General features: G+C 66.5%; 24 protein-coding genes. 9 read left to right on the top strand and 15 right to left on the bottom strand.

Annotated elements, in window-relative coordinates; all coding sequences use genetic code 11:
* Nucleotides 1-11 precede the first annotated feature (11 nt).
* The 3 genes from ACQY8M_RS03560 to ACQY8M_RS03550 all read right to left on the bottom strand — a co-directional run bounded on the left by ACQY8M_RS03560 (nt 12) and on the right by ACQY8M_RS03550 (nt 2,853).
* Nucleotides 12-725 (bottom strand): EI24 domain-containing protein, encoded by a 714-nt coding sequence (locus tag ACQY8M_RS03560; protein WP_428669109.1) that lies wholly within the window; start codon nt 723-725, stop codon nt 12-14.
* Between the two features lie 82 nt (nt 726-807).
* Entirely contained in the window at nt 808-1,959 is a 1,152-nt protein-coding gene (locus tag ACQY8M_RS03555) for a CaiB/BaiF CoA transferase family protein (RefSeq protein WP_428669108.1), read from the bottom strand.
* A gap of 30 nt (nt 1,960-1,989) precedes the next feature.
* The gene (locus ACQY8M_RS03550; protein ID WP_428669107.1) at nt 1,990-2,853 is read right to left on the bottom strand and encodes a dienelactone hydrolase family protein; all 864 of its coding nucleotides are present in this window, start codon (nt 2,851-2,853) and stop codon (nt 1,990-1,992) included.
* 74 nt (nt 2,854-2,927) lie between these two features.
* Here ACQY8M_RS03550 and ACQY8M_RS03545 point away from each other — a divergent pair, with 74 nt between their 5' ends.
* The 3 genes from ACQY8M_RS03545 to ACQY8M_RS03535 all read left to right on the top strand — a co-directional run bounded on the left by ACQY8M_RS03545 (nt 2,928) and on the right by ACQY8M_RS03535 (nt 6,477).
* Nucleotides 2,928-4,628, top strand: coding sequence for a hypothetical protein (locus ACQY8M_RS03545; RefSeq protein WP_428669106.1), 1,701 nt, complete (start codon nt 2,928-2,930; stop codon nt 4,626-4,628).
* A gap of 8 nt (nt 4,629-4,636) precedes the next feature.
* Nucleotides 4,637-5,530 carry an MBL fold metallo-hydrolase gene (locus tag ACQY8M_RS03540; RefSeq protein ID WP_428669105.1) on the top strand — a complete coding sequence of 298 codons (894 nt, stop codon included), beginning with the start codon at nt 4,637-4,639 and terminating at the stop codon, nt 5,528-5,530.
* Between the two features lie 158 nt (nt 5,531-5,688).
* Nucleotides 5,689-6,477 (top strand): SDR family oxidoreductase, encoded by a 789-nt coding sequence (locus tag ACQY8M_RS03535; RefSeq protein ID WP_428669104.1) that lies wholly within the window; start codon nt 5,689-5,691, stop codon nt 6,475-6,477.
* Between the two features lie 76 nt (nt 6,478-6,553).
* Here ACQY8M_RS03535 and ACQY8M_RS03530 read toward each other — a convergent pair whose 3' ends face one another.
* Both ACQY8M_RS03530 and ACQY8M_RS03525 read right to left on the bottom strand, forming a co-directional pair.
* The gene (locus tag ACQY8M_RS03530) at nt 6,554-6,688 is read right to left on the bottom strand and encodes a hypothetical protein (protein ID WP_428669103.1); all 135 of its coding nucleotides are present in this window, start codon (nt 6,686-6,688) and stop codon (nt 6,554-6,556) included.
* 282 nt (nt 6,689-6,970) lie between these two features.
* A complete protein-coding gene (locus tag ACQY8M_RS03525) occupies nt 6,971-7,633 on the bottom strand; it encodes an outer membrane protein (protein ID WP_428669101.1) in 663 nt (220 codons plus the stop codon).
* A gap of 198 nt (nt 7,634-7,831) precedes the next feature.
* Here ACQY8M_RS03525 and recQ point away from each other — a divergent pair, with 198 nt between their 5' ends.
* From recQ to ACQY8M_RS03510, 3 genes are all read left to right on the top strand, one after another.
* Nucleotides 7,832-9,652, top strand: a complete 1,821-nt coding sequence (gene recQ / locus ACQY8M_RS03520) for a DNA helicase RecQ (RefSeq protein ID WP_428669100.1) — start codon at nt 7,832-7,834, stop codon at nt 9,650-9,652.
* A 126-nt stretch (nt 9,653-9,778) separates the two neighbouring features.
* Nucleotides 9,779-11,287, top strand: coding sequence for an ATPase domain-containing protein (locus ACQY8M_RS03515; protein WP_428669099.1), 1,509 nt, complete (start codon nt 9,779-9,781; stop codon nt 11,285-11,287).
* Nucleotides 11,284-12,969 carry an ATP-binding protein gene (locus ACQY8M_RS03510; protein WP_428669098.1) on the top strand — a complete coding sequence of 562 codons (1,686 nt, stop codon included), beginning with the start codon at nt 11,284-11,286 and terminating at the stop codon, nt 12,967-12,969. Before ACQY8M_RS03515 ends, ACQY8M_RS03510 begins: the two co-directional genes overlap by 4 nt.
* Here the strand turns inward: ACQY8M_RS03510 and ACQY8M_RS03505 are convergent.
* The 9 genes from ACQY8M_RS03505 to ACQY8M_RS03465 all read right to left on the bottom strand — a co-directional run bounded on the left by ACQY8M_RS03505 (nt 12,966) and on the right by ACQY8M_RS03465 (nt 19,601).
* Nucleotides 12,966-13,337: a DoxX family protein gene (locus tag ACQY8M_RS03505; RefSeq protein ID WP_428675304.1), complete on the bottom strand. Its 372-nt coding sequence runs from the start codon at nt 13,335-13,337 to the stop codon at nt 12,966-12,968. The genes ACQY8M_RS03510 and ACQY8M_RS03505 overlap by 4 nt on opposite strands.
* Nucleotides 13,338-13,358: 21 nt before the next feature.
* Nucleotides 13,359-13,766, bottom strand: coding sequence for a VOC family protein (locus tag ACQY8M_RS03500; RefSeq protein ID WP_428669097.1), 408 nt, complete (start codon nt 13,764-13,766; stop codon nt 13,359-13,361).
* 173 nt (nt 13,767-13,939) lie between these two features.
* Nucleotides 13,940-15,184: an RNA polymerase sigma factor gene (locus tag ACQY8M_RS03495; RefSeq protein ID WP_428669096.1), complete on the bottom strand. Its 1,245-nt coding sequence runs from the start codon at nt 15,182-15,184 to the stop codon at nt 13,940-13,942.
* Nucleotides 15,181-15,552: a YciI family protein gene (locus ACQY8M_RS03490; protein WP_428669095.1), complete on the bottom strand. Its 372-nt coding sequence runs from the start codon at nt 15,550-15,552 to the stop codon at nt 15,181-15,183. The genes ACQY8M_RS03495 and ACQY8M_RS03490 overlap by 4 nt, the downstream gene beginning before the upstream one ends.
* Before the next feature lie 62 nt (nt 15,553-15,614).
* Nucleotides 15,615-16,442, bottom strand: a complete 828-nt coding sequence (locus tag ACQY8M_RS03485) for a metallophosphoesterase (protein ID WP_428669094.1) — start codon at nt 16,440-16,442, stop codon at nt 15,615-15,617.
* Nucleotides 16,443-16,460: 18 nt separating this feature from the next.
* Entirely contained in the window at nt 16,461-17,267 is an 807-nt protein-coding gene (locus ACQY8M_RS03480) for a mechanosensitive ion channel family protein (protein ID WP_428669093.1), read from the bottom strand.
* A gap of 11 nt (nt 17,268-17,278) precedes the next feature.
* Nucleotides 17,279-17,611: a hypothetical protein gene (locus ACQY8M_RS03475; protein WP_428669092.1), complete on the bottom strand. Its 333-nt coding sequence runs from the start codon at nt 17,609-17,611 to the stop codon at nt 17,279-17,281.
* A 101-nt stretch (nt 17,612-17,712) separates the two neighbouring features.
* Nucleotides 17,713-18,933, bottom strand: coding sequence for a polyhydroxyalkanoate depolymerase (locus tag ACQY8M_RS03470; RefSeq protein ID WP_428669091.1), 1,221 nt, complete (start codon nt 18,931-18,933; stop codon nt 17,713-17,715).
* 77 nt (nt 18,934-19,010) lie between these two features.
* Entirely contained in the window at nt 19,011-19,601 is a 591-nt protein-coding gene (locus ACQY8M_RS03465) for an SCO family protein (protein ID WP_428669090.1), read from the bottom strand.
* Between the two features lie 54 nt (nt 19,602-19,655).
* Here ACQY8M_RS03465 and ACQY8M_RS03460 point away from each other — a divergent pair, with 54 nt between their 5' ends.
* Together ACQY8M_RS03460 and ACQY8M_RS03455 are read left to right on the top strand one after the other, a co-directional pair.
* Nucleotides 19,656-20,201, top strand: a complete 546-nt coding sequence (locus tag ACQY8M_RS03460; RefSeq protein WP_428669089.1) for an HD domain-containing protein — start codon at nt 19,656-19,658, stop codon at nt 20,199-20,201.
* Nucleotides 20,202-20,214: 13 nt separating this feature from the next.
* Complete coding sequence (locus ACQY8M_RS03455) at nt 20,215-20,850, top strand: flavin reductase family protein (protein WP_428669088.1); 636 nt, start codon at nt 20,215-20,217, stop codon at nt 20,848-20,850.
* 95 nt (nt 20,851-20,945) lie between these two features.
* Here the strand turns inward: ACQY8M_RS03455 and ACQY8M_RS03450 are convergent, their stop codons facing one another.
* Nucleotides 20,946-22,067, bottom strand: coding sequence for an amidohydrolase family protein (locus ACQY8M_RS03450; RefSeq protein WP_428669087.1), 1,122 nt, complete (start codon nt 22,065-22,067; stop codon nt 20,946-20,948).
* Between the two features lie 71 nt (nt 22,068-22,138).
* On the opposite strand from ACQY8M_RS03450, the gene ACQY8M_RS03445 reads away from it, so the two are divergent.
* Nucleotides 22,139-23,257, top strand: coding sequence for an amidohydrolase family protein (locus ACQY8M_RS03445; RefSeq protein ID WP_428669086.1), 1,119 nt, complete (start codon nt 22,139-22,141; stop codon nt 23,255-23,257).
* Nucleotides 23,258-23,272: the final 15 nt, after the last annotated feature.

Raw genomic sequence — 23,272 nt, 5'->3', positions numbered from 1 at the left:
TACCGGCGAGATTAGCGCTGCCCGGCCGGGGGGCGAAAGGGCAAGCCGGGGCCGTCGGGCGGTTTGAGCGTTTGTGCCACATGCACCATGGCGGCTGTCCCCAGCACCGGCACGATCAGGTTGAGGATCGGGATCGTGCCCAGGAAGACGATGACCGCTCCGGTGGCCCACAACACCCAGCCGTTGGCCCGGCGCCAGGCCTTGACCTCGGCCGGGTTGCGCCGGCGCAGTGCCACCTGCTCGTAGTACATTCGTCCGGTCAGCCAGCCGTTGATGGCGTAGAACAGCACGGCGCCCAGGCCCGCGACGAAGATCGCCACGATGTAGAACGGCAGCATCACCAGGTTGAGCGCCACGACCGCGACCAGGAACACCAGCCCGGTCCACACGCCGGTCCAGATCGAGATGCCGCGCGCCGGCCCGAGGTGCGGGTAATGCCTGGCCTCGACGATGTCGGCGATGCGCTCGATGAAGATCGAGATCACGATGCCGAAGCTTGCCGGGAACAGCATCAGCGCCAGCGCCGTGACGGCCGCGCCGCCCAGCCACTGGATCAGGCTGTTCACCCAGCCGATGTCGACGGTCGCGTAGCGCTGCAACGCCCACCAGGCGAGCACGCCAATGGCGGCCTGGAGGACCACCGACAGCGCGAGCGACTGCCATATGACGACGCGCAGCTTGGGGTCGCCGAGCTGGGCGATCGCAAGCTCGAACGCCCTCAGCATCTTCCGGAACGCGAGCGTCCCGCTCGCTCGGATTCAGGAGCGAGCGGGACGCTCGCGGTCCGAAAGAGCATGACCAGCTGCCTCACTGCGCGCCGACGATGCCTGCGGCCTTCAGCTCGCCGAGTTCCTTCGACGAGAAGCCGCTCTCCAGCAGAATCTCGTCGGTGTGCTGGCCACGCTTGGCGGCGGGACCTTTCACACCTTCCTTGGTGCGCGAGAAGCGCGGCGCGGCGGCGGGCTGCGCGAAGCCCTGGACGTCGACGTAGGCGTTGCGCGCCTTGGCATGAGGATGCTGCGAGGCTTCCTTCATGGTCAGCACCGGCGCGAAGCAGATGTCGGTGCCTTCCATGATCGCGCACCATTCGTCGCGCGTCTTGCCGCGGAAGATGTGCTCCAGCCTGCTCTTGAACTGTTCCCAGGCCTTGCGGTCCATCTGTGCCGGCAGCGACTCGCCCTTGAGGCCCGTCTTCTCGAGCAGCAGGTCGTAGAACTGCGGCTCGATCGAGCCGATCGAGACGAACTTGCCGTCCTTGGTCTCGTAGGTGCCGTAGAAGGGCGCACCGCCGTCGAGCATGTTCACGCCGCGCTCGTCGTCCTTCCACAGGCCGGCGCCGGCCATGCCGTAGATGCCGCCGAGCAGCAGCGCCGCGCCGTCGACCATGGCCGCATCGACCACCTGGCCCTTGCCCGAGCGTTGCGATTCGAGCAGGCCGCAGACCATGCCGAAGGCGAGCAGCATGCCGCCGCCGCCGAAATCGCCGACCAGGTTGAGCGGCGGGACCGGCTTGTCCTTGCCGCCGATCGCGTGCAGCGCACCGGTCAGGGCGATGTAGTTGATGTCGTGTCCGGCCGCCTTGGCGAGCGGGCCCTCCTGACCCCAGCCGGTCATCCGGCCGTAGACGAGCTTCGGATTGCGCGCGAGGCAGACGTCCGGACCGACGCCCAGACGCTCGGCGACGCCGGGGCGGAAAGGCTCGGTCATGCCGTCGGCCTTCTCGATCAGGCGCAGCACGACCTCGACGCCTTCCTTCTTCTGCAGATCGACGGAGACCGAGCGACGGCTCCTGTTGTGAACTGCGAACTTGGGATCGGCGAGGCGATCCATGACGTGGCTCTTGGTGCGATCGACGCGGATCACGTCGGCGCCCATGTCGCCCAGCATCATCGAGCACATCGGTCCCGGCCCGATACCGGCCAGCTCGACGATCGTCAGACCCGAAAGCGGACCCGCCATGACCTTCCTCCTGCGAAATTCCCGTTCGTACTACTGTAGCCCAATGTGCGCGGCCAAAAAGCCCTGTACCCGCTGGATCGCATCGGCATGCGAAGCGGGATCCTCGGCAATGATCGGCACCACCCCGGCACGGCTGGTGTAGGCGACCAGTTCCTTGCGCTTCAACCCTAGCCAGTCGAAGTCGTGATAGGCGCCGGAATAGGCGTGATATGTGATCGGCGCGCCGCGGGCGACGGCACGGTCGGCCAGCGCCTTGCAGGGCGCGTGCGGTGTCCAGACGTCCCTGTCGCCGATCAGGATCATCAACGGCATCCTGGGCGTCCAGCCGGTGCCCATGCGCCGCTCGCTGCACGACCCGGGGTAGAAGGCGATCGCCGCCCGAAAGTCGGGGCCTGTGGAGACGGCCGGCCGGCCGACCTTCTTGCCGAGGGCAAACAGCACCGCACCGCCGCCGTTCGACCAGCCGATCATCGCCACCCTGTCCGTCGCCACCCATGACTGCTTCTGCAGCCAGGCCAACCCACCGTAGGCATCGGCCGGGCGGCGCAGATAGAGCCATTCCTTGAAGCCCTCGCGCGAGCAGATCTCACCCGAGCCGCGCGGGGTGAGGCTGTCGATCATCAGCACCGCAATGCCGAGGGCATTGAGCTTGGCGGCCCAGTCGATCTCGCGCGAGACGATCCGATGCGTCACTGTCGAGATCAGCCCGCCGCAGCCATGCAGGAAGATCACGGAAGGCATCGGGCCGGGCAGTTCGGGCTTGAACAGATAGCCGTCGAGGGTTGTCGGCGCGTGCTCCGCCGTGCCATCGAGCGATGCGAAATGGACCTTCTCCTGTGCCGATGCCGCACTTGTCAGGCCGATCAGCATGGCGAGGATGAGGAGATGTCGCATCGCCCAGAATGGTAGCCGATTCGCGTGCACCGGTCTAAAGTCCGCAGGCGACCGGAGGGGGTCGGAGGAAACGAATGCTCAAGGCGCGGTTTTTCACGTCGGCCATGCTGGCGCTCGCTGTTGCGGGTAGCGTCTGGGCGCAGCAGACGCCGCCTGCGGCCGACGCGGCGCCGCCGCCACCACCGAAGGAATACAACCAGCAGATCCTGGTGCCGGGCTCGTGGTTCCACGGCGTGCATGGCCTCGCCTTCAACAAGGACGACCAGCTCTTTGCCGGCTCCGTGCTCGGACAGGCGATCTATCGGGTACAGGTCGACTCGGGCGAGGTCGATCGGCTGGTGGAGCCGCCGATCGGCATGGCCGACGACATTGCCTTCGCCGAGGACGGCAGCATGGCCTGGACGGCCTTCCTGCTGGGCAAGGTCTATCTCCGCCGCGGAAACAAGACGATCGAGGTTGCCAACGGCTTGTCCGGGCCAAACTCGCTCGCCTTCGGCAAGGACGGGCGTCTGTTCGTGTCCGAGGTGTTCCTCGGCGACGCGCTCTACGAGATCGACATCAAGAACGTCGACAAGCCCGAGTTCAAGTCGATCGCGCGTAACGACCTGCGCCGTATCGCCGAGAAGCTGGGCGGCCTGAACGGCTTCGAGATCAACAAGGACGACGGCTTCCTCTACGGCCCGCTGTGGTTCAAGGGCCAGGCGGTGAAGATCAACGTCGACACCGGCGCGGTGGAAGTGATCGCCTCGGGCTTCACGACGCCCGCCGCCGCCAACATCGATCCGCAGAGCCGTGATGATCTTTATGTGATCGACACCGCCAACGGCTCGGTCTGGAAGGTCAGCCTGACCAGCAAGGCCAAGCGACTGGTCGCCACGCTCAAATCGGGCCTCGACAATCTCGCCTTCGATTCGCGCGGCCGGCTGTTCGTGACCTCGATGACGGACAACGGCATCTACCTCGTCGACAAGGTGACGGGTGCGGCCAGGACCATCGTCGAGGGCAAGCTCGCGATCCCGGCCGATCTCGCCGTCGCGTCGGAAAGCGGCAAGGACACGGTGCATACCGCCGACGTCTTCAGCTATCGCACGGTCGACGGCAATAGCGGCGCGGTTAACGACGTGCTGCGCGTGCATGGCGACACGCATGCCTATCCGCTCGGCATCTCGATCGGGCCGAAGCATGTGCTGCTGTCGAGCTGGTTTTCGATGACGGTCGAGAAGGTCGATCGCAAGACCGGCAAGCTGGTCGCCTCGTTCACCGACTTCGCCGCCCCTGTCGATGCACTCGAAGCGTCCGACGGGACCGTCTATGTGGCTGAACTGGCGACCGGCAATCTGGTGAAGGTCAGTGCCGATGGCAAGACGCGCAGCACGGTGGTGAAGGAGCTGCGCGGCCCGGTGGCACTGGCACAGGGTCCGGGCAACGTGATCTACGTGACCGAGGTCGGCGCCGGCGCGGTGAGCCAGATCGACGTCGGCTCGGGCGCGCGCAAGGTCGTGGCCGACGGACTCGCCGGCCCGGAGGGGATCGATGTCGGACCGGACGGCCGGCTCTACGTGGCCGAGGTCGGCCAGAAGCGCGTGGTCGCGATCGATCCGGCGACCGGCACCAAGACAGTGGTCGCCTCCAACCTCGATATCGGCCTCGAGCCCTATCCCGGCGGGCCACCGGCGCTGGTGCCGACCGGCGTCGCAGTAGGCAAGACCGGCGCGGTCTACGTCAGTTCCGACCGGCGCAACGCGATGTACAAGCTCACCCCGCCCACGCCCTAGGAGCGTTCATGCCCGGCATTCCGTTCATCAGGGATTTCAAGTTCGATTACGGCACGGCGATGGAAGTGACGCCGCTGATCCGCCGGGTCGTGGCACACAACCCGAACCCGTTCACCTTCAAGGGCACCGGCACCTACATCGTCGGCCACGGCAAGGTGGCGATCGTCGATCCCGGCCCGGACGACCAGGAGCACATCGATGCCGTGCTGCGGGCGGTGAGGGCTGAGACGGTGACGCACATCTTCGTCACCCATACGCACGTCGACCACGTGCCCGCGACGCCTGCGATGGCCAGGGCGACCGGGGCCAAGGTTTACAGCTACGGCCCGCATCCCAAGCCGCCGGCCGGCGTCGCAACCGAGCAGGAGGGCGATTTCTCCTTCGCCCCCGACATCAAGCTCAACGACGGCGACGTGGTGCATGGCGACGGCTGGAATGTCGAGGCGGTCTACACGCCGGGCCATATCTCCAATCATCTCTGCTTCGCGGTGAAGGAAGACAACGCTTTGCTGTCGGGCGATCACGTCATGGGCTGGTCGACCGCGGTGATCTCGCCGCCCGACGGCAACATGGCCGATTACTTCGCGTCGTTGCGCAAGCTGCTGCCGCGCGAGGAGACGCTCTACATCCCGACCCATGGGGCGGAGATCCGCAATCCGCACCCGTTCGTCGAGTCCTACATCGAGCACCGTCTGGGCCGCGAGGCGCAGATCATGGCGCGCCTCAAGGAGGGGCCGCAGACGGTTCCCCAAATGGTCGCGAAGAACTACACCGACACGCCGATCCACCTGCACGCGGCGGCTGGCCGCTCGATGCTGGCGCACCTCATCCAGATGGTGAAGGACGGCCGCATCAAGACCGAGGACGGCCAGGCGAGGATCGATTCGACGTATCGGCTCTAAACTTCCCTCCCCTTGGGGGACTCCCCCAAGGGGAGGTGCCCCCGTAATCGGGGGCGGAGGGGTCATGAGCAACACGACTGGTGCTCATGACCCCTCCGCCCGCGTAAGACGCGGGCACCTCCCCTTCGCGGACTCCGCGAAGGGGAGGAGGATTTTTAATGGAGAAGACGACAATGGACCTCAAGCTCACCGGCAAGACCGTGCTGATCACCGGCGGCAGCCGCGGCATCGGCTTTGCCTGCGCGATGGCTTTCGCGGCAGAAGGCTGCACCGTCCATATCGCCTCGCGCTCGCAGGAATCGCTCGAGGCCGCGCGGGAAAAGATTCGCGCCCGCCACAACGTGCCGGTCGAGATCCACGCCGCCGACTTCTCCAAAGGCGACACCGTGCGCGCCGTGATCGAGGCGGTCGGTCATGCCGACATCCTGGTGAACAATGCCGGCGCCATCCCGCGCGGCGACATCCTCGCCATGACCGAGGAGAAATGGCGCGAGTCGTGGGAGCTGAAGATGTTCGGCTACGTCAATGCGACGCGCGCCATGCTGGAGAAGATGTACGCACGCAAGAAGGGCACGGTGGTCAACATCATCGGCCTGGCGGGCGAGAGCTTCAATTACGACTACGTCGCCGGCACCACGGCGAACGCCGGCCTGATGGCCTTCACCCGTGCCGTCGGCTCCAGGAGCGTCGATCACGGCGTGCGCGTGGTCGCGATCAATCCGCCCGGGACGCGCACCGACCGGATGACCACCCTGCTGCGCAGCCAGGCGGAGCAGAAGTGGGGCGACCCCGAGCGCTGGCGCGAACTCACGACACACATGCCATTCGGCCGTCCGGCCGAGCCCGACGAGGTCGCCGACCTCGCGGTTTTCCTGGCATCGGATCGCGCGAGCTACATCAGCGGCGTCGTGATGACCCTCGATGCCGGCCAGGCCGCGCGCCACTGAAGCCCGAAGAGCGGAGACGAAGCGACTGCGGCGCCCCGGACAACAAGGCCTGTCTCGACGCTGGATGGATAACGCTCTATCGGCGGCGGCCGGCGATCGCGGCCCGTGCTGGATTGGTGTGCATGGCGGCGGACGGTGCAGCCACGACGCCGGTCTTGGTCTTGCTCGGCTTCTTGGCTTTCTTCGCAGTCGGACGCTTCTTCGTGGACATGCAGCGCTTCTCCCAGGGGGCGTTTGCCCACCGTAGGCGCTTTCCGCTCGCCTGTCCCGATTGTTCACCGGGGCGTATTGCCGGGCGCCACGATCACGGCGTCGACAGCGCGACGGTCGGTGCCGTAGGCGCCATGTGTCGGGAAATCGTCGCCATCGCGGTCTCGGCTTCTACGGCCTTCGGCGCGTACCTGCTGCCGACGACGAGCATGGCACCGCGCACTCCCTGGCCGACGTTCAGCCAACGAGCCGGGGAATGCGCGGGTTCCGCCTTGTTCCTGCCTCAGAAGCGATAGTTCAGGCCGACCCTCAGCAGATTGCCGATCGAACGCTGATCGATGCTGGTCGTGCCGGGCGACGACAAAGGCGTGTCCGGGCTGCCGATCCACAGATATTCGAGCTTCGCCGACAGCCGTTCGTTGAGACGGCCTTCGACGCCGCCGCCGAACGTATAGGTCCAGAAGTTGTTCGAGGCATCGAAGTAGCCGGTCTGCGAATCGGTGCCTTGCAGGCGCTGATGGCCCCACACCGCGCCGCCCGTCACGTACGGCATCACCGAGCCGACCGTGTAGCCTGCGCGGACGCGGAAGGTGCTGAACCACGGCATGGTGGCATTGGCGTTGATCGCCGACGGGCCCGCGCCGCCGCTCAGTCCGGAGGACATTGTCGAGCCCTGGAAATCCACCTCGCCGCCCAGCAGCATCGGCCCGATGAGATAATTGTAGCCGGCCTGCACGCCGCCAACGAATCCGCTGCCGGTGCCGTTGAAGCCGCCGCCAGTGCCGTTCTCGGTGATGCTGGCGGTGGTCGAGCTCCACAGGCCGCCGGTATTGATGCCGGCGTAGAAGCCGTCCCATTGGCTGGTGCTCTGGGCCTGGGCGGCGAGCGGGCTTGCCATCGCCGCGACGACGGCGGCAGCAAGGGCGATGGATGAACGCTTCGACATGAGACACTCCACGAGAGTTGAGGGGACAAGGTCCGGTGGGTGTATTGAGTGAGCCGGCGGAAAGGGGCGCTCGCGCGGCATCTCCGGGGAGGAGACGTGACGACCATTTGCAGTGTCTGTCCTGCACCAGTCGTCTGCGTGATACCGGCGCCGCTGGTGTGACTTTTGAAGCGGTGCCCATTACGTTGTGATCGAATCATGTCCGCTTCGCTTTCGACTGCTCGCGACCTGCTGCATTCCGTCTTCGGCTTCGGCGGTTTCCGCCCGGGCCAGGAAGAAATCGTGCAGGCCGTGCTCGACGGCGAGAACGTGCTGGCGGTCATGCCGACCGGCTCGGGCAAGTCGCTCTGCTACCAGCTTCCGGCGCTGGTGCGGCCCGGCCTCACGGTCGTCGTCTCGCCGCTGATCGCGCTGATGCGGGACCAGGTGCGTGCGCTCGGCGCTGCCGGGGTCGCAGCCGGCAGCCTCAACTCGAGCAACGATCCGGCGGAGAATGCGCGGGTCATGCGTCTGCTCCGCGAGCGTGAGCTGCGGTTGCTCTACGTCGCGCCCGAACGGTTGGCGCGCCAGGACACGGTCGAGATGCTGTGCGAAACCGACGTGCGACTGATGGCGATCGACGAGGCGCATTGCGTCTCGCAATGGGGCCACGATTTCCGCCCCGAGTATCTCTCGCTCGGCAGCCTCGCGCGCCAGATCGGCGGCGCGCTGCAGACCATGGCACTGACGGCGACGGCCGACGCGCCGACGCGCGGCGACATCGTCGACAGGTTGTTCGATGCGCCGCCGCGCACCTTCGTGCGCAGCTTCGACCGGCCGAACCTGCGGCTCGCCTTCAAGCCCAAGGAGCATTCGTCGCGCCAGGTGCTCTCCTTCGTGCGCGAGCACGAGGGCGATAGCGGCATTATCTATTGCGCGTCGCGCCGCAAGGTCGAGGAACTGGCCGAAGCGCTCAAGGCCGCCGGCGTCACGGCGCTGCCCTATCATGCCGGCCTCGACAAGCGTGTACGCGACGCCAACCAGGATGCCTTCCAGCAGGAGGACGGCGTGGTGATGACCGCCACCGTCGCCTTCGGCATGGGAATCGACAAGCCGGACGTGCGCTTCGTCTGCCATGCCGACCTGCCGGCCAACGTCGAAGCCTACTACCAGGAGATCGGCCGTGCCGGCCGCGACGGTCTCGCCGCCGACACGCTGACGCTTTACGGCATGGGCGACATGCAGCTGCGCCGGCTGCAGATCGAGCAGAGCGACTCGTCGGACGAGCGCAAGCGGGTCGAGCGCCAGCGGCTGAACGCCCTGCTCGCACTTGCCGAAGCACCGCGCTGCCGCCGCCAAACCTTGCTCTCCTATTTCGGCGAGCCCTCCGAGCCGTGCGGCAACTGCGATCTTTGCCAGGAGGGTGTCGAGCGTTTCGACGGCACGATCGAGGCACAGAAGGCGATGTCGGCGATCCTGCGCACCGGCGAACGCTTCGGCATGGAGCATCTGGTCGCCATCCTGGTCGGCGACCTCACCGAGAATGTGCAGAAATACAATCATGACCGCCTGCCGACCTTCGGCGTCGGAAAGGACCGGCGGAACGTCGAATGGCGCTCGATCTTCCGCCAGATCTCGGCGCTCGGGCTGATCGGCCAGGACATGATGGAGCACGGGCGCTGGTTCGTGACCGACGAAGGCCGGCGGGTGCTGAAGGGCCAACAGCGTATCGAACTGCGCCGGGACCTCGCCGCGCCGGCCAGGGGTTCGCGGCGCGAAAAACGGGCGGCTGCCGCCTCCACGGTCGTGGGCGAGGCGGACACGAGGCTGCTCGGGGCGCTCAAGGCTCTGCGCGCCAAGCTCGCTCAAGCCCAGAAAGTGCCTGCATACGTGGTCTTCTCCGACCGCACGCTGATCGAGCTGGCCACGCACCGGCCCGACAGCGCGCGCGCAATGCGGGAGATCCACGGCGTCGGAGACGCCAAGCTGGAGCGCTACGGTACTGCTTTTCTCGACGTCATCCAGAACGCCGTCCGCTGACTGTTGAGGGAACCGGAAGGCATGATCGTCGTTTAGCCGGTCGCTCCCAGAAATGCCGGAGCTTTCGGCGCAATTCTGCGTTGGCTCGCGGCAGGACGGAGGAAGCAGGACCGTAGAGTGGACGACATGGCGACCGAAACATTCCCTATTCCAAGGGCCCGAACGGGTGTGCCGGGTCTCGATGACATCCTGGCCGGTGGCCTCGCCATCGGCCGTGTTTTCCTGCTCGAGGGCAGTCCGGGCACGGGCAAGACCACCATCGCGCTGCGCTTCCTGATGGAAGGCGCAAAGGAGGGCGAGCAGGGGCTCTATGTCACGCTGTCCGAAACGGCCAACGAGTTGCGTGCGGCAGCGGCGTCGCACGGCTGGGAACTCGGCGACAAGATCGAGGTCTTCGAGGTGGCGCCGCCCGAAAGCCTGCTCGATGCGGACCAGCAGCAGAGCCTGCTCTATTCCTCCGACCTCGAGCTGGGCGAAACCACGAAACTGATCTTCGAGGCCGTCGAGCGCACCAAGGCCAAGCGCATCGTGCTCGACTCGCTCTCGGAAATCCGCCTGCTCGGCCAGAGTTCGCTGCGCTATCGCCGGCAGATCCTGGCGCTCAAGCACTACTTCGCGCGCCACGGCTCGACCGTTCTGATGCTCGATGATCTGACCGCCGAGACGATGGACAAGACGGTGCATAGCGTCGCAAACGGCGTGCTGCGGCTGGAGGAGACTGCGCCGGACTATGGCAGCGAGCGGCGCCGCATGCGGGTGATCAAGTACCGTGCGCAGTCCTTTCGCGGCGGCTACCACGACTTCGTCATCCGGGCCGGTGGCGTCAGGGTCTTTCCGCGCCTCGTGGCGGCCGAGCATCGCCAGCAGATTGCGCGTGGCCGAGTCGCTTCCGGCATCAAAGGCCTCGATTCGCTGCTCGGCGGTGGCATCGAGCAGGGATCGAGCACGGTTCTGGCGGGACCGGCAGGCGCGGGCAAGAGCATCATCAGCCTGCAATTCGTCAACGAGGCGATCCGCACCGGCAGCAAAGCCGCGATGTTCATCTTCGACGAGGAGATCGGCCTGCTGTTCGATCGCGCCAAGCCGCTGGGCTTCGACCTCGCAGGCATGCGCGCGGCGGGCAAGCTGCTCGTCACACAGCTCGATGCGGCAGAGCTCTCGCCCGGCGAATTCGCGTACAACGTGCGCGCAGCCGTGCAGGATCCGGCGGTCCGCACCGTCGTCATCGACAGCCTGAACGGCTACCAGGCGTCGATGCCGCAGGAGAACTCGTTGATCCTGCACATGCACGAAATCCTGCAGTTCCTGAACCGCCATGGCGTGTCGACATTCCTGACGGTTGCGCAGTCGGGAATGATGGGCGACATGAAGTCGCCGGTCGACATCACCTACCTCGCCGACTCGGTGATCATGCTGCGCTTCTTCGAGGTACGCGGCTCGGTGAAGCGCGCCATCTCGGTGGTCAAGAAGCGGACCGGCCGGCACGAATCGACGATCCGCGAATTCTGGATCGACGGCGGCCTGCATGTCGGCGAGCCGTTGGTCGATTTCCAGGGCGTGCTGCGTGGCGTGCCGCTGATCCTTACCGGCAATGGAGCCGCCGAATCCGCGGCCGCCGCGGCCAGGGGCGAGTGAGCCAAGGGCCTCCGGAAGGTCGGCTGCGCGCGCTCATTCTGGCGCCGCGCGGTCGCGACGCGGCGCTCGCGCAGTCGCTGCTGAGCCAGGCCGGTATCGAGAGCGATGTCTGCCGGGACTTGGCGGCGCTGGTTGTCGCGATCCACGACAACGTGGGATTCGTGCTGCTGACCGAGGATGCCATCCACAATGCCGACCTTCGGCCGCTGATGGCGTGCATTGCCGATCAGCCGGCATGGTCCGATCTGCCGTTCGTTCTCGTAACCGACCATGGCGGCGGGCCGGAGCGCAACCCGATTGCGGCGCGCTGGCTGGAAGCGTTGGGCAACGTCTACTTCCTCGAGCGGCCATTCCATCCCACGACCCTCAGCAGCCTGGCCCGAGCCACGATGAAGGGCCGCCGCCGCCAGCACGAGACGCGCGTCTTGCTGGAAAATCTGCGCGAGGGCGAGCTGCGCCTGCAGCAGATGAACGATCAGCTCGAGCGTCGCGTACAGGAGCGCACCGCCCAACTGCAGCAGGCCCATGACGAGCTGCTCGCCTCGATCGCCGAGCGCGAGCGCGCGCGCGAGCAGTTGCGTCACCTGCAGAAGCTCGAATCGATCGGCCAGCTCACCGGCGGCGTGGCGCACGACTTCAACAACCTCCTGACGGCCGTGATGGGCAACCTCGAGCTGCTGCGCAAGCGGCTGTCGGCCAACCCGTCGACCGATCGATTGATCGACGGCGCGATGCAGGGCGCCCAGCGTGGCGCCTCGCTGACCCAGCGGCTGCTCGCCTTCGCACGGCGCCAGGCGCTCGAGCCGCGGCCGGTCGACCTGGCGGAGTTGGTGCACGGCATGGACGAGCTGCTGCGCCGGTCGATCGGTGCCGGTGTGCAGATGAAAATCGACCTGCCGCCAGCCCTGCCACGCGCGCAGGCCGATGCCAACCAGATCGAGCTCGCGCTTCTCAACCTCGCGGTCAACGCGCGCGATGCCATGCCGGACGGCGGGACGCTCTCCATCGGGCTCGATGTAGCGGCCACCGCTGAAGCAGGGGACTTGGCCGAAGGGCGCTATGTGCGGCTGACCGTGTCGGACACCGGTGCCGGCATGGACGGCGAGACGCTGCAGCGGGCGATCGAGCCGTTCTTCTCGACCAAGGAGGTCGGCAAGGGCACCGGCCTCGGCCTGTCCATGGTCCACGGCCTGGCACGGCAGCTCGAAGGTTCGCTGCGACTGTTCAGCGAGCCAGGCCGCGGGACGCGTGCGGAACTCTGGCTGCCGATCGCCGATAGTCGCGCGGACGCGCCGCCGCAGGATCAGCCGGCCGCCGACGCCGGGCCGAGTCGGCGCGCGACCGTACTGTTCGTGGACGACGACTTCCTGATCAGCCTCAGCACGGCCTCGCTGCTCGAGGATCTCGGCCATGCCGTGATCAAGGCGAACTCGGGCGCCGAGGCGCTGACGGTGCTGCAAGACAACGAGCCTATCGACCTCATGATCACCGACTATGCGATGCCGGGCATGACAGGGCTGCAGCTCGCCATGGAGGCGCGGCGCTTGCGGCCGCAGCTTCCGATCCTGCTCGCGACCGGCTATGCCGACCTGCCGGTGCAGACCAAGCTGGAGCTGCCGCGGCTAGCGAAGCCCTACCAGCAGCGCCAGCTCGCCGAGCAGATAGCTTCCCTGCTCAGCTAACCTTTGAGTGGGAGCAGCGCGCGCAACGCGGGATCGCGGAACCATAGTCCGCCCCACATCAGCATGCCGAGATAGACGCCGAACAGCGTGTGGCTGAACAGCGGATCGCCCAGTCGCAGGTGGCTGGCGATCGCGCCGCCGAACAGGCCGGTCAGCAGGATCGCCCCCAGAACAGCGGTGCGCGGCCAGGCGTAGAGCGCCGTGCCGACCAGCACGATGGTGCCGAGCAGGCGGGCGAAGGAATCGCTGGTGGGGTAGCCCAGCTCCTTCAGGCTGTCGGTGACCGGCTGGATCGGCATCACCTTGATCGCGCCGTCCATCAGCAGGAACAGGATGACCAGGCCGCTTAGGATGCGGCCGGTCCACAGCACGGCGGGCGAACCCACTGGTCAGCCTTTCTTCTGGCTCTCGCCCATCGACCAGGCGACGCCGAACGGGTCGCGCAACTGGCCGTAGCGGTCGCCCCAGAACATGAGCTGCACCGGCAGCGTGACCTGGGCGCCGGCATCGACCGCGCGCTGGAAGGCGTCGTCGATGCCCTCGACCTGCAGGTGCAGCATGAACGCCTGCGGCTCCTTGAGCGGGCTGCCATGCTCGGGAAAGGGATCGCTCAGCATCACCGAGCCGCCATTGATCACCAGATGCACGTGGATCAGGCGCCCCTGCGGATCGGCCGGGGCACGCGCCACCTCCTTCGCGCCGAACGCCCTGGCGTAGAACTCGGCGGCCGTGGCGGCATTAGAGACAAAGAGATAGGGCGCAACGCCGCCCAGGACGGGTTGGCTGAGATCGGTCATGTCGTTCTCCTCTGTGACCATGTACCGAGGACGAACGAGCGGGCTGCGATCCGACAGGCGCTCGAAGAAATTCCATTCGTCCGCTGACGGAGGGGGGTGACGCCAGGTGGTGCGTCACGCCCCCTTCGTCGCGGATTACCGCGCCACCTCCCCCGAAGACGGGGGAGGGAGTCCTATGAAGAACATGAGAGGCGGTCGAGATGGTGGCGGATGTGGGTGGCTTCGGCCGGCGTGTTGGCCAATGCGATCGCGCGGGTGAAGGACTCGCGCGCCTCTTCCGCACGGCCGAGCTGGTCGAGCAGCGCGCCCTTGAGGCCGTGGAAATAGAAGTAGCCGGCGAGACGCTCGCCCAATGGCTCGACCATCGCCAGCGCCTCGGCCGGCCCATGCACTTTGCCGACGGCGACGGCGCGGTTCAGCGTCACCACCGGCGACGGCTGCAGCCGTTCGAGATTGGCATAGAGCAGGTCGATCTGCGCCCAGTCGGTGTCTTCCGGCCGTGCAGCGCGCGCATGCAGCGCGGCGATCGCGGCCTGGACCTGATAGGGCCCGGGCCGCCTGTGCCGCATCGCCTTGTCGATCAGCGCCAGTCCTTCATCGATGGCGGAGCGGTCCCAGCGGCTGCGATCCTGGTCCTCGAGCAACACGATCCCGCCCTCGGCATCGAAGCGCGCGGCTGCCCGCGCATCCTGCAGCAGCATCAGCGCCGCCAGCCCCATGATCTCGGGCTCGGCGGGGAAGAGACGCAGCAGCAGACGGCTCAACCAGATGGCCTCGGCTGCCAGCGGCGCGCGGGCTTCCGTCTCCTCGCTGCTCGCCGAATAACCCTCGTTGAAGAGCAGGTAGATCATGGCCGCGACGGCGGCGAGGCGTTCGGCGCGTTCGGGCGCGCCGGGCGTCTCGAACGGCACCGCCGCCCTGGCGACACGCGCCTTGGCGCGCGTGATGCGCTGCTCCATCGCCGCCTCGCCGACCAGGAAGGCGCGGGCGATCCGCTTGACCGACAGTCCGCAGACGATGCGCAGGGCGAGCGCGATCTGTTGCACGGCCGGCAGCTCGGGAGCACTGCAGACGAACAGCAGCCGCAGGATATCGTCGCGATAGTGACTGTCGTCGAGGCGTTCGACGGTTGCCGCCTCGACGTCGTCGGTATCGGACAGCGTCTCTTCATCGGGGAGAGCGACCTGTCTGGCGTGCCGCCGCACGCCGTCGAGCGCCACGTTGCGGCCGACCATGATCAGCCAGGCCGCCGGATCGCGGGGCGGTCCATTCTTCGGCCAGGTCTTCAGCGCCCGCAGGCAGGCGTCCTGGTAGGCCTCCTCGGCAATTTCGAGATCGCGGAAATAGCGCAGCAATGCGCCGATCGCCTGGGGACGGGCCGAAACCAGCGCCGCGTCGATCCAGGCGAGCTCGGTCATGCGCCGAAGTTCCCGGCGTCGAGCTGCGCCACCGGCCGTATTTCGTAGGAGCCGCCCATGTTGGCGCGCGCCAGCTCGCGCGAGGTCTCGATCGCCTCGTCGAGCGACTTGCAGTCGACGATGTAGAAACCGAGCAGCTGCTCCTTGGTTTCGGCGAATGGACCGTCCACCACCAGGGGCGGGTCCTGGTCCTTGCGCAAGGTCGTGGCCGCCGTGGTGGGCAGCAGGCGCGCCACCGGGCCAAGCCGGCCCTGCTTCGCGAGCTTCTCGGTAACCTTGGCGAGGCCAGCCATGGTCGTGTCGCGCTTGTCCCTGGTCCTGGACTGCACGACGTCTTCGTGGTGGTAGCAGAGGATGGCGTAGAGCATGCGAATTCCCTCGTAGACCCGTAGGACGAACGACTAGCCCTGCTTCCGACAGGGCGTCGAGATTATTTTGCGGTGCCGGCCTTCAGGATCCGGTAGCGCCCGTCGCGGATTTCCGCACCGACCACGATGCCGGTGATGGCGCTGCCGCCGTCGAGCCCCAGACGGTCATGCAGGAAGAGGTGTGGATCCTCCATGTAGGTGAGCGGAAAGTGCTTTTGTGGCGGCGTGTGGCCATGGACCACGAGGGTGCCGCCGAAGCCGCCCTGCCAGTCGAGGAAACCCGTGGTGATCCACGCCCAGCGCGCCTTCATGCCGGCGGTCCAGGGCGGTGCGAGGAAGGCGGCCTGGTCCGTCCGGCCGTCCAGCCCGCCATGGACGAACACGATGTTGCCAAGCCGTAGATGGGAGCGCTGGGTGAGCAGCCTGTCGAGGATCTGCCGGCCGAGTGCAGCCGTCGCCAATTCATAGCTGGGCTCCGCCGTAGGATCGCGCACAGCGGCGCGCATCTCGGCCAGCACCTTGCTGCCGCCGGTCCGCTCGGCCAGCCACAGGGCGGCAGCCTTCTCCGCGCGCGGTCCGTCCCCCATAGCCAGGAGCATGAGGATTTCGTGATTGCCGATGATCCGGTCCACCCGATCCACGCCGCGCGCCTTTGCGTCTTCGGCCCAGAGCCTCAGGACGCCCAGCGTATCGGGGCCGCGATCGACCAGATCGCCGAGATAGACGAGGCGGCGCGGCGGAGCGCCTTCGACCGTCAGGGCCCGAATGGTGTCGAGGAGGCTCGCCAGCTCCTCGGCGCAGCCATGGATGTCGCCGATCGCGAACACCGTCTCGCCCGCCAGGGCGAACGGGGCAGATTTCCAAGGGGAGACTTCGACGGGAACGGCCATCGCCGCGCCATGCTAGCGCTAATCGGCCGCGCGCGCCTCCTCGCGGGTGGGCGGCCGACGCTGGAATTCTTCCTTCACCGCGCGATTGAGGTCGAAGCGGACCTGCATCGCCTCGCGCCGCGGCACCCACACGCGGGCCACCAGCACGTAATTTCCCTCGTTGACCGAATCGATTCCGATCTGGGCGACCTGGTTGATGCGCATGTCGTGTTGCACCAGCTCACGCAACCGGCCGACCGCGGTCTCGACATCGTCGGTGAGCGGGCGGGTGAACCTGACCTCGACGCGCTCGGCGTCATTGTGCAGGGGAATCTTCACGATTTCGCCCCAGAGCTTGCCATTGGGAATGATGACCCGGACGTTATCGTCGGTATCCAGCTCGCTGTAGAAGAGATTGATCTCGCGCGTCGTGCCGATGACGCTGCCAGTCTCGATACGGTCGCCGATATGGAACGGCCGGAACAGCACCAGCATGATGCCGGCGGCGAGGTTGCTGAGCGTGCCCTGCAGTGCAAGGCCGACGGCAATGCCCAACGCACCGAGCACGGCGACGAAGCTTGTCGTGGCGATGCCGAAGGTCGACAGAACGGCGCTGAAAGTGAAGATCAGGATGAGGTAGCGCGCGCCGTTGGCTAAGAACAGGGTGATTGTCCTGTCCAGGCGCGTCGACCGCTCGCAGAGTTTCCTGATCCCGTTGTAGAGCACACGCGAAATCATCCAGCCGATCGTCAGGATGACGATCGCCCCGAGCACGCGCAGTCCATAGGTTGTTATAAGCGCCACAAGAGTATTGGCGGCGTTGTTCCATTGCGGTTCCAGGTCCATGACTGACGCGATCAGTTCCAGTGACCTTCGACGAAGACCCAGCCGCGCGGACGCTCGTCCCAGCGGCCCGAGATCCATTCGGCACGCTGACGTGGGCGGGCGACATGGCGCCCTTCGGTCCAGAGATGCTCGTACCCGTTCCAGTGCCAATATCCGGGTTGCCAGCGCTCGACCTCGACCCGCTCGGCCCGCAGAACGGGAATGGCCTCCGTGCGTGGCGGCGGCGGCGCGACGGGCACATAGACTTCGTCCTGGAGTCGCGCCGTGGCCGGAACCGTCACGATCGCGGCGCCGGCGCCGGTCAGGATGCCGCCGAACAGGCGACGGCGCGTGAAGTGCTTCATCGACTCCTCCGGGCTGGATATCCGGAGTAACGACGGCTTCAGGAACCGGTTGCGCTGTAGCGGCCGCGGCAAGGAGCGCGGCGGTGACCGGGGTGTGACCGTCAGACCGATTCGTTGGCGCGGATGAAATCTCGCACGCGCGGCATGATCTGCTCGCGCCACTTGCGGCCGTTGAAGATGCCGTAGTGGCCGACCCGCGGCTGCTCCCAATGCACGCGGCGTGCGCCGGGGATGTGGGGTGTCAGGGTGTGGGCTGCCTTGGTCTGGCCGATACCGGAAATGTCGTCGAGTTCCCCTTCCACCGTCATCAGAGCGGTCTCGATCGCGGATGGGTCGATCGGGCGGCCGCGACTCACCCAGGCGCCGCGCGGCAGCAGGTGCTCCTTGAACACGACCTGGATGGTCTGGAGATAATACTCGGCGGTGAGATCCATGACCGCCAGATACTCGTCGTAGAAACGGCGATGGCCGTCGGCGCTGTCGTCGTCGCCCTTGACCAGATGCTCGAACTGCCTCACGTGCGCGTTGACGTGCCGGTCGAGATTCATGGAGATGAAGCTGGTGAGCTGCAGGAAGCCCGGATAGACCCGCCGCATCGCACCCGGATAATGGAACGGCACCGTGGTGATCACGTTCTGGCGGAACCACATCATCGAGTTGCGCATCGCCAGGTCGTTGGGGACCGTCGGGCTCTGGCGCGTGTCGATCGGCCCGCCCATGAGCGTGAGCGAGCGCGGCTGGCGCGGATCTTTGGCCTGCGCCATCAGCGAGGCGGCGGCCATCACCGGTACCGACGGCTGGCAGACGGCGATCACATGGACGTCGGGGCCGAGGTAGCGGCAGAATTCGATGACGTAGTCGATGTAGTCGTCGAGATCGAAATTACCCTGCGCCAGCGGCACCTCGCGGGCGTCGATCCAGTCGGTGATGTGGACGTCATGATCGGGCAGCAGCGCCTCGACGGTGCCGCGCAGCAGCGTCGCATAGTGGCCGCTCATCGGCGCCACCAGCAGCACCTTGGGCGAGCGCTTGGGCGTATCGCGATGAAAACGCACGAGCTGGCAGAACGGCCTGCGCAGCAGGATCTCTTCGTTGACCGCTACCGTCGTGCCGTCGACCTCGGTCGTGGCCAGACCGAAGGCCGGCTTGCCGTAGTCGCGCGTCATCCGCGCCACGATTTCGGCCCCTGCCGCCACCGACTTGCCGTACCAGGTCTCGGCGAGGGGGTTGTAGGGGCTCGACGACGCCTGTTCGACGGCGTTGGCCCAGAGCCTCACGGGCTGGGCGAGCTGGCGCTGGAATTCGTACGCATAATAAAGCATGGGGGCGCGGATTGTACTCGTCGCGGCCGGCTTGTCACGGGAATACCGCGCTGCACAAAATGAGTAAACTCAAAGGGTTAGAGCAGGCGGCCCACGGCGGTAGCGATGCTTTCGGCCTTAGCCTCATGGGTGAAGTGGGTGACGAACCGGCCGTTGCGGTCGAGCAGATAGACGATCGACGAGTGGTCCATCAGGTAGGGCGCTCCGTCCTTGCCGGGCACCTTCTGCGAATAGACACGATAGGCGCGGGTAGCCTGCTCGATCTGGGTCGGTGTGCCGGTCAGGCCGATGAAGGTCGGTCCGAAGTTCGGGACATAGCCTTTCATGACTTCGGGCGTGTCGCGTTCGGGATCGACGGTGATGAACACGAGGTTGACCTTCTTGGCCGCGTCGGGGCCGACCTTCTCGATCGCCGTCTCCATCAGCAGCAGCGAGGTCGGGCAGACGTCGGGACAGAAGGTGTAACCAAAATAGATCAGGGTCGGCTTGCCCTTGAGGCTGTCGGCCGTGACGGTCTTGCCGTTCTGGTCGGTGAGGGCGAACGGTCCGCCGATGCCGGGCTGCTTGCCCTGCCAGGCATCCCAGGCGATCCAGCCGGCGGCGCCTAGCAGGACGGCGATCCAAACGCCCAGCAGGGCCTTCATGGTGCGCGACATGGGCGAGAACATGGTCCGGCGTGCTGCGCTCGACAAGCCGGACGGCGCGTCGCACAAGGGGAGTTGATGACGCAGGACCTCGTCCTTCTCGCACGCGCCGCCGACTATGCCGCGCGACAGCACATCGCACAGCGACGCAAGGGCGAGGCCGCCGAGCCTTACGTCAATCACCTCACTGAGGTGGCGGCGCTGCTCGCCGAGGCGACGGATGGCACCGACGTCGTGCTGCTGATGGGTGGCCTGCTGCACGATACGCTGGAGGACACCGACGCGACCTACGAGGATCTGGTCCAACGCTTCGGGCCGGAGGTCGCTGCCCTCGTGGCCGAGGTCACCGACGACAAGTCGCTGCGCAAGGACGAGCGAAAGCGCCTGCAGGTCGAGAAGACGGGATCGAAGTCCCGGCGCGCGAAATTGCTGAAGATCGCCGACAAGACATCGAACCTGCGCAGCCTGGTGCGCAGCCCGCCGAGCGGATGGGCAGAAGACCGCTTGCGCGATTATGTCGTGTGGGCCGAAGCGGTCGTGCGATCATGCCGCGGACTGAATGCGGTGCTCGAGGCGGGCTTCGATGCAGCCTACGATGAGGCCAGACAGCGCTTCGGCGCCTGAGGGGGAGAAAGCGATGTTCTACGATGCCGCCAAGCGCGATCACGGCTTGGCTCTCGATCCGCTGAAGTCGCTGATCGTGCCGCGGCCGATCGGCTGGATCTCGACGGTCGACGGCCAGGGGCGAGTCAACCTCGCGCCTTACAGCTTCTACAACGGCGTCAGCGAATTCCCCCCGATGGTCTATTTCGCCATCACCGGCACCTATGGCGACACGCCGACCAAGCACAGCCGAATGAATGCCGAGGAGACCGGCGAGTTCGTGGTCAACATGGTGGCGGGCACGCTCGGCGAGAAGATGAACATCACCACCGCGATGGTGGCCTATGGCATCGACGAGATGAAGCTCGCCGGCCTCACGCCCGCGCCCTGCAGATTCGTGAAGCCGCCGCGCGTCGCCGAATCGCCGGTCGCGCTCGAATGCAAGTACTGGAAGACGATCGAGCTGCCGGTCGAGCCGGGCCACGAAGCGCAGCGCGGCTCGGTTGTGTTCGGCCAGGTCGTCGGCGTGCACATTGACGACAGCATCCTGAAGGACGGGCGGGTCGACGTGCTGGCCTTCAAGCCGGTCGCCCGTCTTGGCTACAGCGAATATACCACAACCGAGAACGTCTGGCGCATGCGCCGCCCCGACGACCCGCGCTATCAATAGGTCTTCCGCTGGGAGGTTCTTGCTGGGAGCGCGGGTCTCCAGACCCGCTCATGACTCTGAGCGGGTCTGGAAACCCGCGCTCCCGGCGAAGACTCTCAGTTCAGGCCGTAAAACCCCATCGCGCCGCCGGCCATGATCTCGTGCTGCGTGCCGGACGAGAGGCCCTTGATCCGCTCTCTCATCATCGTCGGGGCGCCCGGGAAGAAACCGTCGCGATGAGGATAGTCGGTTGCCCACAGGATCTTGTGCGGACCGATGTACTCGGCCAGCGCGCCGATCGAGCCCTCGACCGGCTCGAAGGAGATCCAGCAGTTCCGCTGGAACAGCTCGCTCGGCCGGATCTTCAGGCCGGAATCGTTGAAGCCCTTGTCGTCGAAGTGCCTGTCCATGCGGTCGAGCCAGGGGGCGATCCAGCCGCCGCCCGATTCCAGGAAGCCGACGCGCAGCCGGGGATGGCGCTCGCACACGCCGCCCCAGATCATGCTCATCGCGGCCAGCATCATCTCCATGGTATGCGAGATGATGTGCTGCGCGCCGCGGCCGTCGAAGCGGTCGACACCGACGGTCGGCATGCCGCTGTTACCGCCTTCGTGGATGCCGATGCAGAAATCGATCTCCTCCGCCTCGCGCCAGAACGGCTCGTAGTCGGGCGCGTGCAGCTTGCGGTCGTTGTACGGATTGGGCCGCAGGAAACCGCCGCGGAAGCCGAGCTCCTTGCGGGCGAAGCGCATCTCCTGCAGCGCCGCCTCGATCGACTGCATCGGCAGCATGGCGATGCCGAACAGGCGGTCGGGATAGGGCTTGCAGTAGTCGGCGAGCCAGCGGTTGTAGGCGCGGCACATCGCGGCGGCGAATGCCGGATCGCGGACTGCGCCGGCGAACAGGCCGAGGCTGGGATAGAGGAACGCGGCGTCGATTCCGTCGAGGTCCATGTCCGGAATGCGCGCATGCGGGTCGAAGCCGCCCTTGCGCCCATCCTTGTAGTCCATCGCGTCGGCGGCGACCGTGCCCTGCCGAGCGCCCACGCCGCCGATGCCGCCGAAGCCCGCGCGGCTGCCGAGCAGCTGCTCCTCCAGCAGGAGCTTTTCGCGTCCATCCTTGTCCCGGACCAGCTTGGGCGCGCGCTCGCGATACTGTGGGTCCATATAGTCGTCCCAGAGCGTGAAGGGTTCGAGGACGTGTCCGTCGGCGTCGATCACGTTGTACGTGCGGCTCATGCTTCCTCCATCGGCGTCTTGGCGGCCGTTCTGGCGACAACGATACTCCCACTCGGGGGCCGGAGAAAAACATGATCGTCGATTGCCACGCCCACATCTTCACGCACTGGATCGGCGCCTGCGGACATCCGACGCGCGACATCCACAAGCGCTACCTGCAGCGGGTCGTCACCCGCACCGTCGCCTCGACGTTCCGGGTCAGCGACGGCGCGCGCGCCGATACCAAGGCGCTGTTCCGGGCCGGTGACGAAGGCTGGACCGGCCTCGCGAATGTCGATTTCCGCGTTGGCCGTTTCGGGCAGCTCGAGTTCACGCGCGACGGAGAGGACTACGCCATCCAGTACATGCCCGTCGGCATGCAGGAGATGACGGCGCCGCCGGAACTGATGCTGGCCCAGATGATGAACGCCGGCGTCGATCATTGCCTCCTTCAGGCCGGCGGCGGGTACGGGGCGATGACGGAGATGAATGCCTTCGCCGAGCGGCAGTACCCCGAGCGTATGACCGGCCTGATGCATGTCGACGAGGCGATGGCCGGGCAAGCCGGCGCGCTCGCCGAGATCGACCACGCATTCGAGGTGCTGAAGCTGCGCGGCCTCTACTTCAATGTCGATTCGCTAAGCCGCCACGGCTTCCCCTGGCCGCTCGACGCGCCCCAGATGGAGCCGTTCTGGGAGAAGCTCGCGCGGCTGGGGCTGGTGCTCTGCATCGAGTTCAGCTCCGGGCCGAGCTACGACCTGGCCGGATACATGGCGCACATCGCAGCCTTCGGCCGCGTGCTCGATCGCCATCCCGGCCTGCGCGTGCATCTGGCGATGAGCCCGCCGGTTGCCTGGTTCGCCAAGAACGGCCGGTACGAGTTCCCCGAGGAGCTCCTGCGCGTCTACCGCCACGAACCGCTGGTGCTGGAGGTGGTGTTTCCGATCACCTACGGCGGGATCTGGGACTATCCCTACCCGGAGGCGCAGACACTCATTGCCGACATGCGCGACCAGCTCGGAGCGGAACGGCTCGTCTGGGGTTCCGACATGCCGAACGTGGAACGGTTCTGCACCTACAAGCAATCGCTCGATTACGTGCGGCGCTACTGCCCGTTCCTGACCGCACGCGAGAAGGACCTGATCCTGGGCGACACCTGCGCGGCCTTCTACGGGATCGGTTCGGGGAAGCGTGCTTCTCCTGTGGCGTGACGCGTCGCGCCCCAA

The sequence above is a fragment of the Reyranella sp. genome, from assembly GCF_965279465.1.
Lineage (GTDB): Bacteria > Pseudomonadota > Alphaproteobacteria > Reyranellales > Reyranellaceae > Reyranella.
The sequence above is the reverse complement of the archived record's forward strand: the minus strand, read 5'-3'. Positions and strand labels throughout refer to the sequence as shown.